Genomic DNA, 15,786 nt, shown 5'->3' on the forward strand with positions numbered 1-15,786 from the left:
CATTCCGTCAACCTTTTACAGCACCATCCGTAATCCCTTGGATAATCCAACGTTGGAACAAGGAGAATATGACGACTATCGGAATGGATGACAAAATCAGAGAGGCCAGAATGAGAGACCATTCCCGGCTGTACTTGCCGAAGAACATATTGATGGTCAAAACTAACGTATATTGGCGGAAATCGGTCAGCATGAGCACCGGCAAGAGGAAATCGTTCCACAACCACAACAGATTGAGAATACCAATCGTAAATGTAATCGGCAGCAGCAGCGGTAAAATGATCATGAAAAAGGTTTTTATTTCGCTGCATCCATCCATTTTCGCAGACTCATCGAGCTCTCGTGGAATGCCTTTCACAAAACCGTGATACAGAAACACGGCCATACTGACGCCAAGTCCAGCACAAACAATGCCCAAACCAAATGGCGAACCCTGAAGTCCGAGCGATTTTGCCATCTTCGTTAAAGTAACCATAATGGTCTGAAAAGGAATCAGCATCGAGGACACAAACAGCATGAATATCACGTTGCTCATCTTTCCAGGCGTTCGGGAAAGCTTGTAGCCCGCCAAAGAGCTGCATAACACGATGACCACAATACCCGTTACGGTTACAACAATCGTATTCCAGCCGCTCTTAAGCATGTTCGCTTTGCTAAAAGCTTGCACATAGTTCTCAATGTGGAGCTTGACGGGTAAGCCTAGAACGGAGCTGTACATCTCTCCCTGCGTTTTGAAAGAATTCAATATAGCCATGTAGATCGGAAAAAGGAAAAAAATAGCCAAGATGCCTAGTACCAATAGAGACAGCCCCGAATACTGCCGCTTGTTCATGCCTCTACCTCCCGCTTCTTCATCACCGACACTTGAATAAGCGTAATGACAAGTATGATCAGGAAGAGAATAATTGCTTTCGCGCTCGCATATCCGTATCGGAAATTGCGCTGATAAGCCTCTTCCAGAATATTCATAGAGATAACTTGCGTTGCCCGGGCAGGTCCTCCGCCTGTCAAAGCATAGATTAGGTCATACACTTTAAACGAGTTGTTCAAGGTTAAAAAGATACAGATCGTGAGCGCATGCGCAATCAACGGCAGCGTAATGTAGCGCAGCATATGATAAGGCTTGGCGCCGTCAATAATAGCCGCTTCTTTGAGATGCATGGGAATGCCTTGAATGGCCGACATGTAAATAATCATTAAAGTTCCAATACCGCCCCAAACCGAAACGAGCATGATCGTGAAAAACGAGACGTTAGGGTCGCCCAACCACGAAATATCGAGAAATTTCAAAACGGCATACTTGGACAAGGCAGGCATGACTTTTGTAAACACGAATACCCACATGAACGTACTAATGATAATACTTAACATGCTTGGCATGAAAAAAATCGTTCTAAGCCACCCTTTTCCTTTGCTTTGAGATTCAATCATGAGGGCAAGCAGCAGCGCGATGGCGTTCTGAAAAACGACAGCGAACAAGACGTATTTGGCCGTGAATACGATCGAGGATCGAAAATTCGCATCATCGCGAATAGCTTCAATAAAATTCTCTATCCCAATGAAGCTGTAATGTTTGTTCAAGCCATCCCAATTCGTAAAGCTGTAATACGAGCCTTGGAGCATCGGAATAACCAGAAAAATCACATACATGATAAAAGCGGGCAGCACGAACAAAATCAATGATGTATGGTCTTTGGCAAGGCGTTTCAGCACGTGGGCTCACTCCTTAGGAAAATCTCGTGCTCTACCTTGATCTTAAAAGGACCAGGGCAGAGCACAACATGACTTCCAATCTTTATTTTTTGTTGGCTACCGCATTCGCATCTTTCCAGGTTTTATCCAGATCCTTAATGACATCATCTGCGGACATTTTCTTGTTAAAATAGGCTTGAAGCGCTTTGCCCGACTCATCTTTTACGGCAGCTGGAATCTGCGGATCTTTATACGATTGCCCTTTGTTTACAAAAACGGAAGCGTCCTCGACCCAAGGGTACGGTTTGAACGTGTGGTTTTTGGACACTGGATTGAACTTCAATCCTTGATACAAGTCGTTTGACGCTTGATCATCCAAAATGAAGTTCAGCAGATCCGCCGAAACTTCTTTATTTTTCCCTTGGGAAGCCATTGCTAAGGAAGTTGATACAGATACGTTGATTAGTGTTGCCGCAGGATCATCATTGATCGGAAGAGGAGCAACCCCGAACTCGAACTTATCATTAGCCTTCAATAGGCTGTCTGCATCCCATGGCCCTTGCACCCACATAGCGGCTTTGCCGGCAGCGAAATCAGCAGCCCCGTCATCGTTGCCTACTTCAAATACACGATCAGTGCCATTGCTGTTAACAAGATCGATGATTCCGAACATCTCTTTCACATCTGCAAAGCTTCCTTGGTTTTTGTTCATTTTATCAACAAAATCCTTGTGGCTGGAGTTGCCTAATCCGCCAATGGCCAGAGGCAAGAACAACTGAGGAATCCAGCTTTCTTTGTAACTGAGCATAAACGGCTTAATTTTATTGTCATTCAGCTTTTGAACAACAGCCTTCATTTCTGTCAAAGTAGACGGCGGCTTGATGCCTAAATCTTTAAAGATTTTTTTGTTGTAAAGATACCCCCATGCCAAGCTTTCCATAGGTACCGCTACGACTTTATTATCAATTGTCACGAGTGACTTAATGCCATCTATTAGCTTAGGGGAAAGCGGTTGGTTCGTTAAATCGTCCAAATAACCGGCTTTGTAATAGTCAGGAATGTCGTTCACGGCATGCAAACTGAAAATATCCGGTACATCGCCAGTGGCTAGACGCGTTTTCAAAATTTGTGTGGAATTATCGGAGCCCGGATACTCGGTGTTGATCGTAACCTCGATATTTTTCTCTTTCTTTTCTTTTTTAGCAAATTCAGCGAAGTACTTCTCAAATTGATCGCGAAAACGGTCCAAGCCGCCAAGGAATACTTTTAGCTCAACCTTTTTAGCCGCACCCTCGCTTTTGGCATTGCTGCTTCCTCCAGCGCTTGGTGTGCTTTGACCCGAAGAACAAGCTACCGTGCTTCCTAGCAGAGCCATAGCAACTATCATTACAAATGCTTTCTTCATTTTGTCGCCCCCTTTGTTATGGTAACGCTTACGAACCTAGTATACTTAAGAAAGCGCCACCATTCATTGGACAGAAAAAGCATCTCGGATTGGATAATATTGATATCACTCCACTGGCTTAAGCTCATTCATCATCCTGCCTCATCTGAGATGGCGTCATTCCTGTCATTTTTTTGAATATACGGTGAAAATAAGTGAGATCGGAATAGCCGACTGCTTCTGCGGCACTCTTGATAGATACAGAGGCGTCCTGAAGAAGCTCCAGCGCTTTCTCCATCCTCTTGGCAATCAAGTAATCCATGACGGTGACGCCCACTTCTTGTTTGAACATGCGGGACAGATGCTCTTTGCTGACAAAAAATGTGTTCGCAATAGTACCTAAACTCACTTGCTCGGCATAGGAAAGATCAAGATACTTCCGAATCTCGTCGATATTAATGCGATTCTTATTTTTCCTTTGGTGAATAAGTGCTTCCAAGATCCCGACATAGGTGGTAGTCAACACCTCGATCCACTCTACTACCTTCGTATCATCCGTGACGAAAAAATGGCTGGCGCTTGCTTGAGCATCAGGCGTTAATTCGCTTCCTGAAAGGGCGCATTGCTCCTCCAATAACAGCATGAATTGCTTGTAGAGTGAATTATTCAGTCCAGGCTGCAGGCTTTCTTGATCGCTCAACACTTGCTCCAACTGTTTAAAACTTTTTTTGATCGCCTCTGTGTTCATCTCTTGAAAGTGCCTGGCGACCGTGTGCTTCATCTCGGTAATGACCTTCAATAACTGCTTGTCCAACGGCTTAGCCGCATGAATCCCCCGTGTTACGCCCAGCTCTCGCACCGCTTTCTCCAAAGCTCTGTTCAGCTCTTCCGGATTGATCGGCTTGATCAGATATTCATCCACCTTGGATAAAATCGCCTGTTTCGTATAGGTAAAATCATCAAATCCGCTAATGACAATTTTGCGTATAAACGGATAGTCTTCACTTATTTTTTGCAATAGCTGAGCTCCGTCCATGCCTCGCATTTTCATATCCGTTATGACGATTTCAGGATGAATCTGCGCTATGATATTTAGGCCGCTAAGCCCATCTTCGGCTTCCTCAACCTGAGAGATGCCTAGTCGCTCCCAATCAGCCAAATGCCTTATACTGTTGCGGACCCAGAATTCATCATCAATAATGACAGCTTTCATTGTATAGGCTCCTCTCCTTTAACAATGGCGGGGATAACGATTTTGACTATCGTTCCGGCACCTTTCGAGCTTGTAACAAACATCCCGTACTCTTGTCCGAAAATAAGCTTAATCCGTGAATTCACGTTGTTCATGCCCATGCTTTCCCCAATCACTTGATCCTCCCCTGGGCGGCTTAATTGTCGCCGAATGTCTTCCAAACGCGCTTCATCTATGCCTAGTCCGTTATCTTCAATACTAATTTCAATGTCATCCATCATTTTCTCGACTCTGATCGTGATGATCCATTGGCCCATCTTTCCTTCCAAACCATGGACAAAACAATTTTCTACGATAGGTTGAAGGATGAACTTGGGAAGCTCGTAATGTCCACAGTCTTCTTCGATGTCCATCTGAATATGAATCATGTCTTGAAAACGTAATTTCTGAATTTGCAAATAGTTCGTTACATGTTCGATTTCATCAGCCACGGTGACCAGATCCGATTTCATTTTGATCGTATAACGAAATAACTCGCTAAGCGCTCTGACGTACTCATAAATTTCCGGTGCTTGTCGGGAGAGGGCAACCCCGCCTATGGACTGCAGTGCATTATACAGGAAATGAGGATTAATCTGTGCCTGCATCGCTTTCAGCTGCGCGGTCCTCTTCTCAATTTTGCTTTTATACTCAATTTGAACCAGCTCTTTAATTTTCAGCAGCATGGAATTAAATCGTCTCTCCAGCGTACCGATCTCATCGCTTCGCACCTTGTCGACACCTACGTTGAAATTTAAATGCTCCACAGCCTTCATCGACCTCGTTAATCGAATGATTGGCTTTGTCGTGAAAAAAGCAATTAATACGGAAAGAATAATCGCTAGAAGGGTAGAGACCATAGCTGTATAAAAACTAAAACTCAGCGTCGTGGAAGCGCCTTCATTCACATAGCTAATCGGGATAAATTTCACGATCCATAAGTTGGCCGACACAACAGGCTGATAAAACAGAATTCCTTGCTTGGATTCAATAAAACCTGGTTCCATTGGGCCGTGTATCGCCTTTCCCAGCATTTCCTGATCCATCATCGTTTGTACGGGGTAAGGGTTGTACATCATGTTTCCCTGCGCATCCAATACAAGCACTTCGCTATTGGGCTCCGAATGGATCATGTTGATGACATTATCCATCATATTCCATCTGGCTTCAATAAACACGCCGCCGAGTATTTCGCGATCTTCAAACCGATTCATGCTGCGTATCAATTTGAAATTATTGTGTGTAGATTTCACAATCTTATTGACGGTCTGATGGTTGTTGGCTGATTCTCCCCCTTCCAAAGCGGGATTCACTTTCTGATCTGTTGATCGAACGGCATCTTTATCCACAATATAGCGGCGCTGTTTGGCATTCAGATACAGAGAGATCGAGGCAATATTCGTGTTGTTGGCCACATATAGCGATCTGAGCTTCTCGTCTATATACGGTTTTCCTGAGTCCAGACCGGTACCAGCGCTAATCGTTTCACCATTGGTATTCGGAAATAAATTATTATCCATAAGAAGGGAATACGCCACCGAATGCAATTGGCCAAATTTTTCATCAAAATATTTCGCTGCCCAGTCCATCCTTGACTCGTTAGAACGTATGATTTCCAGACTTAGTGAGTGCTTAGTCGTCTTTGCAGCGAAAATCGTTACTAAGGTTAACGGCAGCACAGCGATAATAACCATTAGAATCATAAGCTTGTATCTCATACTCATTTGAAAAGGAAACTGAAGACGCCGAGTCATATTTCTAATTTCCATAGTCGATCCCCTTTTTATTGATAGTTAAAAATCTTCATCATATCACCTTATATTTTCCTCCTGTTTTGTTATTGCATAGCAAGCAAAATTCATGCTACTGTGAGAGTGAACACTCCACTATACGATCACGAGAAGGTACATTTTATAATGAACGAACTTTTCATGGACTTCTTAACGATTTTGCTCCCTAGTTTTTTCTTTTTCTACATGGCAGTAACCTTACTACATCGAAATATAAAAAGCATGTTGAACCGAATTGCCGCTCTGCTTATGCTGGCTTTTCAGTTTTATTTTTTAGGAGAATACATTAAAACATCTTTGCTGCCTCAATATCAAATGCAAATTGTTCTGTATGGGAATAGCCCGATGCTTCTGTTGGTCATCTGCTGTTTGGTCCATCTCAGCGTGCTCATCGGAAACCCTGCAACTTCGGCTTTCAAGCGATTGTTGCCTTTCATTTACGCAGCCCCGTACACATTGTGGCTTGGGTTTTTAATCACCAAAGATCATCGCGTATTATATAACGCTGAAGTGACGGATGGACGAAGTCCGCTTGATCCGCAATTTTTACTTATTACCGTTCTCTTTATAGCAGGATATATCCTGCTTTCGGTGATCATCCTCGCCGTTTCTTGGTATCGTGTGAAGGAAATCAAACATCGACAGGTTCTGCGTTCCCTGCTTCTCAGCTTATTTTTGCTGTTTGCCTGGTTTGTCTTGGTTATCTTCCTTTTGCAATCGAAAGTATTAACGTCACGAAATGCCATGATCCTATTTTTTATCGGCTATTTGCTATGGGCTGTTACCCTCCGCCATTTGGTTGGCAAATATGACATTATGCCGGATTACCGCAAGCTCTTCCATATTCTTTTCAAATCTGCGCCGACCGCCATTCTGCTTCTGGACAAAAAGGGAGACGTTAAAGAAATGAATCCCCGGGCCAAACAATGGCTGGACGGGATTCCTGTTTATCATATCATGAGCTATTTCCAGTTTGAGAATAACATGCCCGTAGTCGACATGTTGGCTCTCGTTCAGCAAGAGAATGAAGTCCAGTGGGAGGCTCAACTGCATAATCCGAAGAAAGGCGATTTGGATTTGATTATGGGCCTTGAATTGATTGAGGAAACCGACGAGAAGCTATATGTGATGCACCTGACGGATGTTACGTCTCTCAAGGTTGCGGAACGCAAATTATTGAAATCCGAGCAAAATTACAAATATTTAGCGCACCATGATTCACTTACGGATTTATATAATCGGGCTGCCCTTCATGAGCTGCTGTTAGAAAAGATTGAACGCCGTGAAAGTTTTGCTCTTATCTTAATTGACCTGGATAATTTTAAACCAATTAACGATCGATACGGGCATTTTGTTGGCGACCTTTATCTCAAACATATTGCACTTATGTTGGAAAACTGCTCCCAACCGGATGATAAGATCGGACGGATCGGTGGAGATGAATTCGTTTGGATTATTTCCTCCATGGACGAAAATAGCGAATTAGACCGTATAGTCGACCATCGGTTGTCTCTCTTACAGAAGACCCCTTTTACGTATAAAGGGATTGAAATTCCGATTTCGTTTAGCGCCGGAGTCAGCCAATTTCCTCGAGATGCCACCGATATCACGACATTAATGAAGAACGCGGATGAAGCTATGTATACGATGAAACGGGCAAGAAAAACTGGCATTTCCTCCTTGGCAGATTGAATAGCCAGGGACAACAAAAGGCGGCAGCCTTGGACTGAACATCTCGTCCTTGACTGCCGCTGTTTTATTTTTTTCTATCGATAAATAAGAACGACAAGCTACTCCCGCCAAACAAGATAACGGTTGTCACGATGAACGACAGATGCATACCGTCAATAAAAGATGTGCGACTGCTCAGAATCGAACCGAGAATGGCAACCCCCAGCGTGGCGCCGAGCTGACGGCTTGCGTTAAGAGCGCCGGATACCGCACCGGTCTGTTCCTTCGGGACAGAAGAGATTACAGCTGCCATCAGCGAGGGAATCGTAAAGGATACTCCGAAACCGATTAACAGCAAACCAATCATCGTAATTACATAGTTGGTGTTCACTTCCGTCCACACCTGAAGCAGTGTACCCACAGCACCAAGGCTAAAACCGACAGTCATCGGAATTCGTGCTCCGATTCTGCCAACGATGCGACCAGTCAGAATCGGGTTAAAAGCAAGCGGAATCATCATGGGAAGAAGCAAAAGCCCTGTGATGTGGGCCGACAATCCGCGCACTTGTTGAAAAAATACCGGCACGATAAATAAAATACCCGACAGGCCGATGTTAATAGCCATACCCGCTATAATACCCGCCGATACTGTCGTATGTTTAAATAATGACAAAGGAAGTAATGGGGATTCACCTTTCACTTCGAATATGAGAAAGAGAATGGCGCTTAGCAGGGCTACTCCAAATGCCATAATAATCATCGGAGACTGCCATCCATAGCTGTCTCCCTCCATCAGTCCGAATGACAAAGCAGCGATGGCGACTATGGCCGTCATTTGGCCCCCTATGTCAAAGCTTCTCTGCGCTCTACGGTCTGTTTCCCTAACTAGCAGAAACGTCAAGATCAGGCTAATGACTGCAAGCGGCACATTAAGCAGGAAAATGCTTCGCCAACCAAACGAATCTACCAAGAGTCCGCCGATAACAGGTCCCGCCGCCATCGCTGCCCCGGTAACCGCTGCCCATAGACCAAGCGCCCGGGCGCGTTCAGCCGCCTCTGGGTAGGCATGGACCAATAGGCTGAGCGAAGCTGGCATCAGCGCTGCTCCTCCAATGCCGAGTATCGCACGTAAGCCGATCAGCATCCCCAGCGACGAAACAAATGCGGCTAGGACCGAAGCCCCGAGAAAAAGGACCAAACCTCCGGCATAGACCCGTTTAGCACCAAGTTTATCCGCTAACGAACCCATGGATAGCAGTAAACCGGCAAATACAATTGTGTATGCGTTGACCACCCATTGAAGTCCGGATAATCCTCCGCCTAATTCGGTGCGAATCGCCGGTAGCGCGACGCTCACCACCGTCATGTCCAGGAGTACCATAAAGTAACCAAGCGAAAGTCCAAGAAGCAGCAGCGTTTTGGCTAGCTTTCCTGTAAGGTTGGACTGTAGTTGCAATGCTTTTTCCAAAGTAAGTCCCCTTCCATTGCGATATGAAATTCATCTCAATAGAAAGTGTATAATGAATTGTATAATAGAATAAGATGATGGTTTATCCTAGGAGTTGAGCTCCTACGATAGGAGCCAGATAAGAGGAGAGGAGTAGACGCTGCTATATGGAACATTCAAACCATACGCGCCTTGAAGAATTGGCGCAGTTTCTTAAAACTCGTCGCGCACGCCTCTCGCCCGAGCAAGTGGGTCTGCCGCATGGAGGCCGTAGGCGCACACCCGGTCTTAGACGCGGGGAAGTAGCGCAGCTTTCCGGCGTAAGCGTGGATTGGTATACATGGCTGGAACAAGCGCGAAATATTCAGGTATCGGCTCAAGTGCTGGACAATATTGCGCGGGCTCTTCAGCTGGATTCGAGTGAACGCAAGCATTTATTTCTGCTGGCTTTACAGCAACTGCCTGCCGATCTGACGCCAGTTGAAACTACGATTAGTCCGACGCTTCAGCTTTTCCTTGACCTACAAGGGACCAGTCCGGCTTATGTGACCGATCAGCGCTTGAATATTGTTGCTTGGAACAGAGCAGCAAATCTGATTTATGGGGATTATCGTGCCATGTCGATGCGCGAGCGCAATTCGGTATGGCGAACGTTCACTTCGCCATACGTGCGTGAAATGCTTCAAGACAACTGGGAAACGCATGCCCGGCACCGTTTGGCTCATTTTCGAGCCAACTATGGCAAGTTTGCGGGAGATCCTTGGTGGATGGAGCTTATTGGAGATTTGAATCAGATCAGTACAGAATTCAGGGCATGGTGGCCGCAGCATGATGTTCTGAATGGGCCCGAAGGAAAGAAAATCAATCATCATCCGGCAGCCGGATTACTGATCTTTGATCAACTTTCTTTCCATGTAACGGATTTGCCCCACCTTACGGTGACAATCAATGTACCGACACTCGATAGTGATACAACTCTCAAGCTTAACAAGCTTCTGTCGGAATAAGTTCTCTTTCTTATTTTGCCTCTGCCTCCAATGGAATGAGAACACTGAATTTCGTGCCCATCCCCTGTTTACTTTGAACGCGAATCGTTCCACCCAAAGCTTCAATGATTCGGTAGCTGACCATAAGTCCGAGCCCCGTTCCTTTCGCTTTCGTCGAATAGAAGGGATTCCCTAATCGCTGAAGCTGTTCTTCATTCATGCCGATTCCCGTATCCATAATTTCGATAACAGCGTATTTATTTTGGGCAAACGCATGAATCGTTATTTTCCCGTTTTTCTCAATCGCTTCAGCGGCATTTTTAATTAAATTGATCATGACTTGCGTTAATTTTTTCGAATCGGCATAAACATACACATCCTCCAACTGGCTATCCACGATGTGGCCTTTTGACGTAACATAGGGCTCGGTTATGCTTATAACGTTTCTCAAATGGGCTTTAACATCAATCTTTTCTACCTTTTCAGCCTGAGGCTTGGCGTACATGAGGTACTCGGAAATGATAGCTTCCGCTCGATCAATCTCTTCTAATGCAAGAATAGAATATTTAAGATCCGTTTCATTCTGCGTACGGGATTTTAATAATTGAAGAAAACCTTTGGATACGGTAATTGGATTTCGAATTTCATGAGCAATGGTGGCGGCAAGCTCACCCAAAACACTAAGTTTCTCAGAACGGTAGATTTCATCCCGCATATGGATGTTGTCCCTCATCGTTTCAATGAAAAAGAAAGTAATCCATGAACAAACCGTTAGAATGACACAATAATAAACAAAAAAGATCTCATGGTGATCTATATCATGCTGCAATTGAATAGTGCTCCACACGGATACAATTAATGCTGACAATAAAGAGAACAACATACCAAATAAAATATTTTGTTTTGCTTCTTTTCGAAGCTTCAAAAACACAAGAACAAGAATGAAAATGGGAATGTAAGATAACGTGGTTACGATAAATCCGCTGCCTCCGAGATAAAAGCGATACAGAAGCAAAGTAACGGCTACGAGCCCTCCTGCGCCATACCCCCCGTAAATCAGCGCTACTAGAAATGGAATTATTCTCAAATCGTAGATGTACCCTGGAAAAACCGTAAAAGGAAACGACATGCAAAATACGACGGATACACCCGAAAACACACCAATAATTAATTTGGAGTGTTTATTCTTGTATAATCCAAAAGCAAAGTATGAAAGGGCACCTACCAGAATAAATAGAAAGTTTAAGAGTATGTAATCTAACATAAGCCCTCCCATACGAAGTTATTCAATTTTGATTATGCATGAAAAAAGCCACTTAGCAAATAGCCAAATGACATTTCTTCATGATTTCCTCGCCAGTTCTATAACCGATTGAATGAAAGGTGCTTTCATTTTGGTATATGTCACTCGATCTTCTGAATATATGGATGCAAGATGCTTCTTAAGTGCGGCATATTCGCCTACTTTCTCTTGGTGACTTCTGAGATAATTACGGAATAAAAGGTTACTTTCCCATTCCTTACTCGTAATTTCATAAACGTGAAGGTGATGCGTTCCTTTCCTCCATTCACCTTTACGAAAAAATCGGCGAGTGGGAAACTCCATTTTAGAAACATATTTGTAACCCAATGTATTCAAAGGTTCAATGAATAAGTCTGCTTCCTCAAGATGATGCACGCCAACCGCGATGTCCACTATTGGCTTTGATGGTAATCCGACCACTGAGGTGCTGCCTATATGTTCGATATAGACCGCCCTTTGTTGCAGAGATTGCTGTATCTTCGCCTTCTCCCTCTCAAACTCTGCCGCCCATTCAGGCGTATATTCTGCAATTACAACTTCCTCGGCCATGGGAATACCTGCCTTTCACTCTGAATGATCAAATCACCAACTTGGGAATTAATAGAATATTTTATTGTATATCGAAACTATTTCCTATTTTTTCCGTCAAATCTTATGGATATAAATGGATGAATAAAAAAAATTCCCCAACTAAAGGAGAGATAACGACGTTGAAGTTTCATTATTGGTCAAAACGATTAACTCAAGGTGCTGCGTTATTATCTATACTATCGCTTTCTAGTATTGCTCCGCTGACGGCAACAGCGGCAGAAGCTTCGGCGAAGGATCAGCCAAAGATTGTTCATTGGAAAGATCCCTATTTTTCATTAGCTATTGACGATCAAGGGAATGCTTGGTGTCTGGCTCTTCATGCCATTTCCGTAAAAGATGGTTTTTTTCCTAATCCCATGGTTAAAGCAACAAGTATTACAAATGTTAAAAGCAGTGGTTCGAGGGTTGTCTTAAAAAATGATGGTACCGTTTGGGCTATAGAACGAACATCAGAAGCTGAGCAACCCAATTACAAGGAGCATATCTCTGCAACTTTGGGAGAGCAAATCCCTCACTTAGAAAATATCGTAAAAGTTGATGAGGTTGGCACCCTCGTTTTAGCTCTTGATCGAGACGGAAAAGTATGGATCATTGAAACCGTAAAATATGATCTGACTATTCCTTTGAAAGCAGAGCCGGTTCTTGTTGAAGGTATTGACCATGTTAAAGACGTGTTAGTTTCTACTGACTACAATGAAATAACATTTTTAAAAGAGGATGGAACGGTTTGGAACATCGATAAATATAACCCATGGGGTTCGAGCACACCCTTATATGACACGATCCGCTATTCTAAGCCTGTGCAACTCGAAAATCTAAAAGACATTGTCCAACTTAAAAACAACCATTATGCCATAAAGAAAGATGGTACCGTATGGAACTGGGGGAGAACAACAGCTTTCTCAGAAAATCAATCCTTCCAAGATGTAGCTCTCACACCTGTAGCACCTTTTCAAGTGGATGAAATTTCAGATGTCGTAGATGTTTCTAGCAACTTTGAACATGTACTTTTTGTCAAAAAAGATGGTTCGGTTTGGGGCAAGGGCTATTTTGTAGTGAAATGGGAAGCTCTTGGTATTGAGCCTCAAACCGTTTGGAAGGATTTATTTAAACTAGATGGCATTGCCGATGCTGCTTCCGTTAATATTAATAATTACTATTCGCCGACAGAGTCTATTATCAAAAAAGATGGAACGGTCTGGATGTGGGGACTTGATAACTTCAGCAAATTTGTTGATAAACCACAGCAAGTAGAGTTTAGGAGTTAATTAGTATATAGACCAATACAGGCCCATCAAGGGCCTGCAAATTGGTCTTTTTTCATTCGCGAGTATAGATAAACTATCATTCGGCTTGGTTTGCTCTCAATGCCTCTTTCTCAGCACGGCGCGCAAACCATGTAGCCAGCAGAGAACCGGAAATGTTATGCCACACACTAAAGATTGCACTAGGAACGGCTGCGATCGGGCTAAAATGAGCCGAGGCTAGCGCCGCCCCAAGACCGGAGTTCTGCATGCCAGTTTCAAATAAAATGGCTTTACGCTTGCTTGAATTCATCCGGAACAGCTTAGCGAACAAGTAACCTAATAAATACCCGAGGCCGTTATGTAAAATGACAACCGCAAAAATTAGCAAACCGCTTTCGATAATTTTCGCTTTGCTGCCGCCAACTACAATGGCCACAATGATGACAATTGCCAGTGTGGATACGAGCGGGAGTGCCTGTACACTCGCTTCAGCTTGTTTTCTGAACAGACTTTTTACGACAACACCTAGAATAATAGGCAAAATAACAACTGTCAAAATGTCCTTAATGAGCGCTCCACCATCGATCGGCATCCAGCGTCCCGCAAGCAAGCTGATCAAAGCTGGTGTAGCCAGCGGTGCGATGAGTGTGGAAACGGAAGCAATGGACACACCAAGTGCAACGTCGCCTTTTGCAAGCAGTGCCATCACATTGGAGGATGTGCCGCTTGGGCAGCAGCCGACGAGAATGACACCAACAGCTATCTCCGGCGTCAAGTTCAACACAATAGCCAGCACATAGGCGAGCAGCGGCATAATAATATAATGACCGACAACACCGATCAACACTTCTAGCGGACGACGAAATACTTCACGGAAATCAGCAGAGGACAGCGTAAGTCCCATCCCGAACATGACGACACCGAGAAAAATGGAAATGTAGCCCTTCAGCGGCGTAAATACCTCAGGCCAAAAAAATCCCAGACAAGCAAATAGGATAACCCATAGAGAAAAAGTTCCTCCTACGAACCGGCTTACTTTTGCAATTGTACTCATTCAACCTAACCTCACTTATGATGTAATGTAACAAGCTAGAGTTAGGTCATTGTACGTGAAAATGAATAAAAAATCCACCCTTTTTATCTATGTCCTCGTAATTAAATGCGCTAATACCCTCGGCTTACGTCCACCGAATGGCGAACTCGTTCATGTCCGTTATCCATATCTTCCAGTACGGCGAGCAAACCATTCATCGCTTCATCCACCCCGGTAACTGCGGAAATATGCGGGGTAATGGTGACATTCGGATGAGACCACAATGGGGATTCTGCTGGCAGCGGCTCCTCTTGGAACACGTCAAGAACAGCTCTGCGTATCTGACCTCGGTCTACTGCCTCAAGCAGTGCGGTTTCATCTACGGAAGCTCCCCGGCCAACATTGATAAAGCCAGCACCTTGCATGCAGGAGAACAAATGCTTGTCGAATAATTTATCCGTCATTGGAGTCAATGGAAGTGTGTTAATCACCCAGTCGGCCTCTGCTAACAACGAGTTCGCATCCTTAAGTTGAACGACCCTATCAAAATGAGCGATCGAAGCTCCGCTGCGAGATACACCATAAACGGTTACTCCGAAAGTTTGAAGCATCTTCGCGACTTCCATCCCAATTGTTCCGGTACCGAAAATGACAATGCGAAGCTGCTGTAGAAGCTGCTGCTGTGAAGGCTGCCAATGTCTTTCTGTTTGATATTGCTGAAATTTTTGATGATGCTGCACATCGGCAAGTATGTAACTCAAGCAATATTGCCCTATCTTAGCTCCAAAGCTGCCAACAGTTCGGGTCAATAAAACATCTTTTTTCCATTCGCGATTATGTAAAAAGGCATCAACGCCAGCTCCAAGTGCATGAACCCACCGCAGCTTACCGAAATGAAACGACTCCGTCGGTTTAAAAGCCACATAACCATCAGCCCAGTCGAAATGATTCGAGCGCACTTCCGCCTCTGGAAGAAACAGATACTCCCGCTTAGTGTCCAGCAAAGCTAGCTTCTCCAGCTCTTTGAACATCCGTCCAGTCACCAAGATTTTTTGTATATCCACCTGCTACGCCCCCTATAAAATCCATAAGACTATACAATAGTAACTTATTATACCACGGCAGGTTCTCTTTTATATTCTTCCTCCGTGCTCGAAGGATAAACAACTTCATCGTCTTTGAGGAACTACAGGGCGCTATTCTAGCACATTCAGCCCGTTTCCGCGTTCAAGTGGAACTGCCGGGCCTTATTTGACCGCCTAATCCCGTTTTCTTAAAAAAAACGGACAAATAGCGGCCCACAGATCCCCTCAGCGCGAAAAAGAGCTTATTTCGATGAAATAGCACCCTGTAGTTCCCATCGCTGGCCAAGGAGGAACCGCTCAAGCGATTGCAACATTTATCTTGGGGT

The 15,786-nt window shown here is 44.3% G+C and carries 13 protein-coding genes; 3 read left to right on the forward strand and 10 right to left on the reverse strand.

The genetic code is table 11. The annotated features are described in order from the left end of the window. Positions 1–7 precede the first annotated feature (7 nt). The 5 genes from ACKTT9_RS28155 to ACKTT9_RS28175 form a co-directional block, all read right to left on the reverse strand. Entirely contained in the window at positions 8–832 is an 825-nt protein-coding gene (locus ACKTT9_RS28155) for a carbohydrate ABC transporter permease (RefSeq protein ID WP_407868523.1), read from the reverse strand. Further along, positions 829–1,650, reverse strand: coding sequence for a carbohydrate ABC transporter permease (locus ACKTT9_RS28160; protein ID WP_157317415.1), 822 nt, complete (start codon positions 1,648–1,650; stop codon positions 829–831). The genes ACKTT9_RS28155 and ACKTT9_RS28160 overlap by 4 nt, the downstream gene beginning before the upstream one ends. Positions 1,651–1,795: 145 nt before the next feature. Next, positions 1,796–3,097, reverse strand: a complete 1,302-nt coding sequence (locus ACKTT9_RS28165) for an ABC transporter substrate-binding protein (RefSeq protein WP_407868524.1) — start codon at positions 3,095–3,097, stop codon at positions 1,796–1,798. 124 nt (positions 3,098–3,221) lie between these two features. Further along, a complete protein-coding gene (locus ACKTT9_RS28170; RefSeq protein WP_407868525.1) occupies positions 3,222–4,289 on the reverse strand; it encodes a helix-turn-helix domain-containing protein in 1,068 nt (355 codons plus the stop codon). After that, positions 4,286–6,076, reverse strand: coding sequence for a sensor histidine kinase (locus ACKTT9_RS28175; RefSeq protein WP_407868526.1), 1,791 nt, complete (start codon positions 6,074–6,076; stop codon positions 4,286–4,288). The genes ACKTT9_RS28170 and ACKTT9_RS28175 overlap by 4 nt, the downstream gene beginning before the upstream one ends. Before the next feature lie 147 nt (positions 6,077–6,223). Here ACKTT9_RS28175 and ACKTT9_RS28180 point away from each other — a divergent pair, with 147 nt between their 5' ends. Further along, a complete protein-coding gene (locus ACKTT9_RS28180) occupies positions 6,224–7,789 on the forward strand; it encodes a diguanylate cyclase domain-containing protein (RefSeq protein WP_407868527.1) in 1,566 nt (521 codons plus the stop codon). Between the two features lie 64 nt (positions 7,790–7,853). On the opposite strand, the gene ACKTT9_RS28185 is transcribed toward ACKTT9_RS28180, so the two are convergent. Next, positions 7,854–9,236: an MFS transporter gene (locus ACKTT9_RS28185; protein ID WP_407868528.1), complete on the reverse strand. Its 1,383-nt coding sequence runs from the start codon at positions 9,234–9,236 to the stop codon at positions 7,854–7,856. Positions 9,237–9,382: 146 nt separating this feature from the next. Between ACKTT9_RS28185 and ACKTT9_RS28190 the strand changes: the two genes are divergently transcribed. Beyond that, a complete protein-coding gene (locus ACKTT9_RS28190) occupies positions 9,383–10,222 on the forward strand; it encodes a helix-turn-helix transcriptional regulator (protein ID WP_407868529.1) in 840 nt (279 codons plus the stop codon). Positions 10,223–10,232: 10 nt separating this feature from the next. Here ACKTT9_RS28190 and ACKTT9_RS28195 read toward each other — a convergent pair whose 3' ends face one another. Beyond that, entirely contained in the window at positions 10,233–11,465 is a 1,233-nt protein-coding gene (locus tag ACKTT9_RS28195; protein ID WP_407868530.1) for an ATP-binding protein, read from the reverse strand. A 78-nt stretch (positions 11,466–11,543) separates the two neighbouring features. Continuing rightward, positions 11,544–12,053 (reverse strand): GrpB family protein, encoded by a 510-nt coding sequence (locus tag ACKTT9_RS28200; protein ID WP_407868531.1) that lies wholly within the window; start codon positions 12,051–12,053, stop codon positions 11,544–11,546. Positions 12,054–12,172: 119 nt separating this feature from the next. Here ACKTT9_RS28200 and ACKTT9_RS28205 point away from each other — a divergent pair, with 119 nt between their 5' ends. Further along, complete coding sequence (locus ACKTT9_RS28205) at positions 12,173–13,363, forward strand: RCC1 domain-containing protein (protein WP_407868532.1); 1,191 nt, start codon at positions 12,173–12,175, stop codon at positions 13,361–13,363. A gap of 76 nt (positions 13,364–13,439) precedes the next feature. Here the strand turns inward: ACKTT9_RS28205 and ACKTT9_RS28210 are convergent, their stop codons facing one another. After that, a complete protein-coding gene (locus tag ACKTT9_RS28210; protein WP_407868533.1) occupies positions 13,440–14,396 on the reverse strand; it encodes a bile acid:sodium symporter family protein in 957 nt (318 codons plus the stop codon). 110 nt (positions 14,397–14,506) lie between these two features. Further along, positions 14,507–15,439 (reverse strand): D-2-hydroxyacid dehydrogenase, encoded by a 933-nt coding sequence (locus ACKTT9_RS28215; RefSeq protein ID WP_407868534.1) that lies wholly within the window; start codon positions 15,437–15,439, stop codon positions 14,507–14,509. Positions 15,440–15,786: the final 347 nt, after the last annotated feature.

The sequence above is a fragment of the Paenibacillus sp. P36 genome, assembly GCF_045866505.1.
Taxonomy (GTDB): domain Bacteria; phylum Bacillota; class Bacilli; order Paenibacillales; family NBRC-103111; genus Paenibacillus_E; species Paenibacillus_E chondroitinus.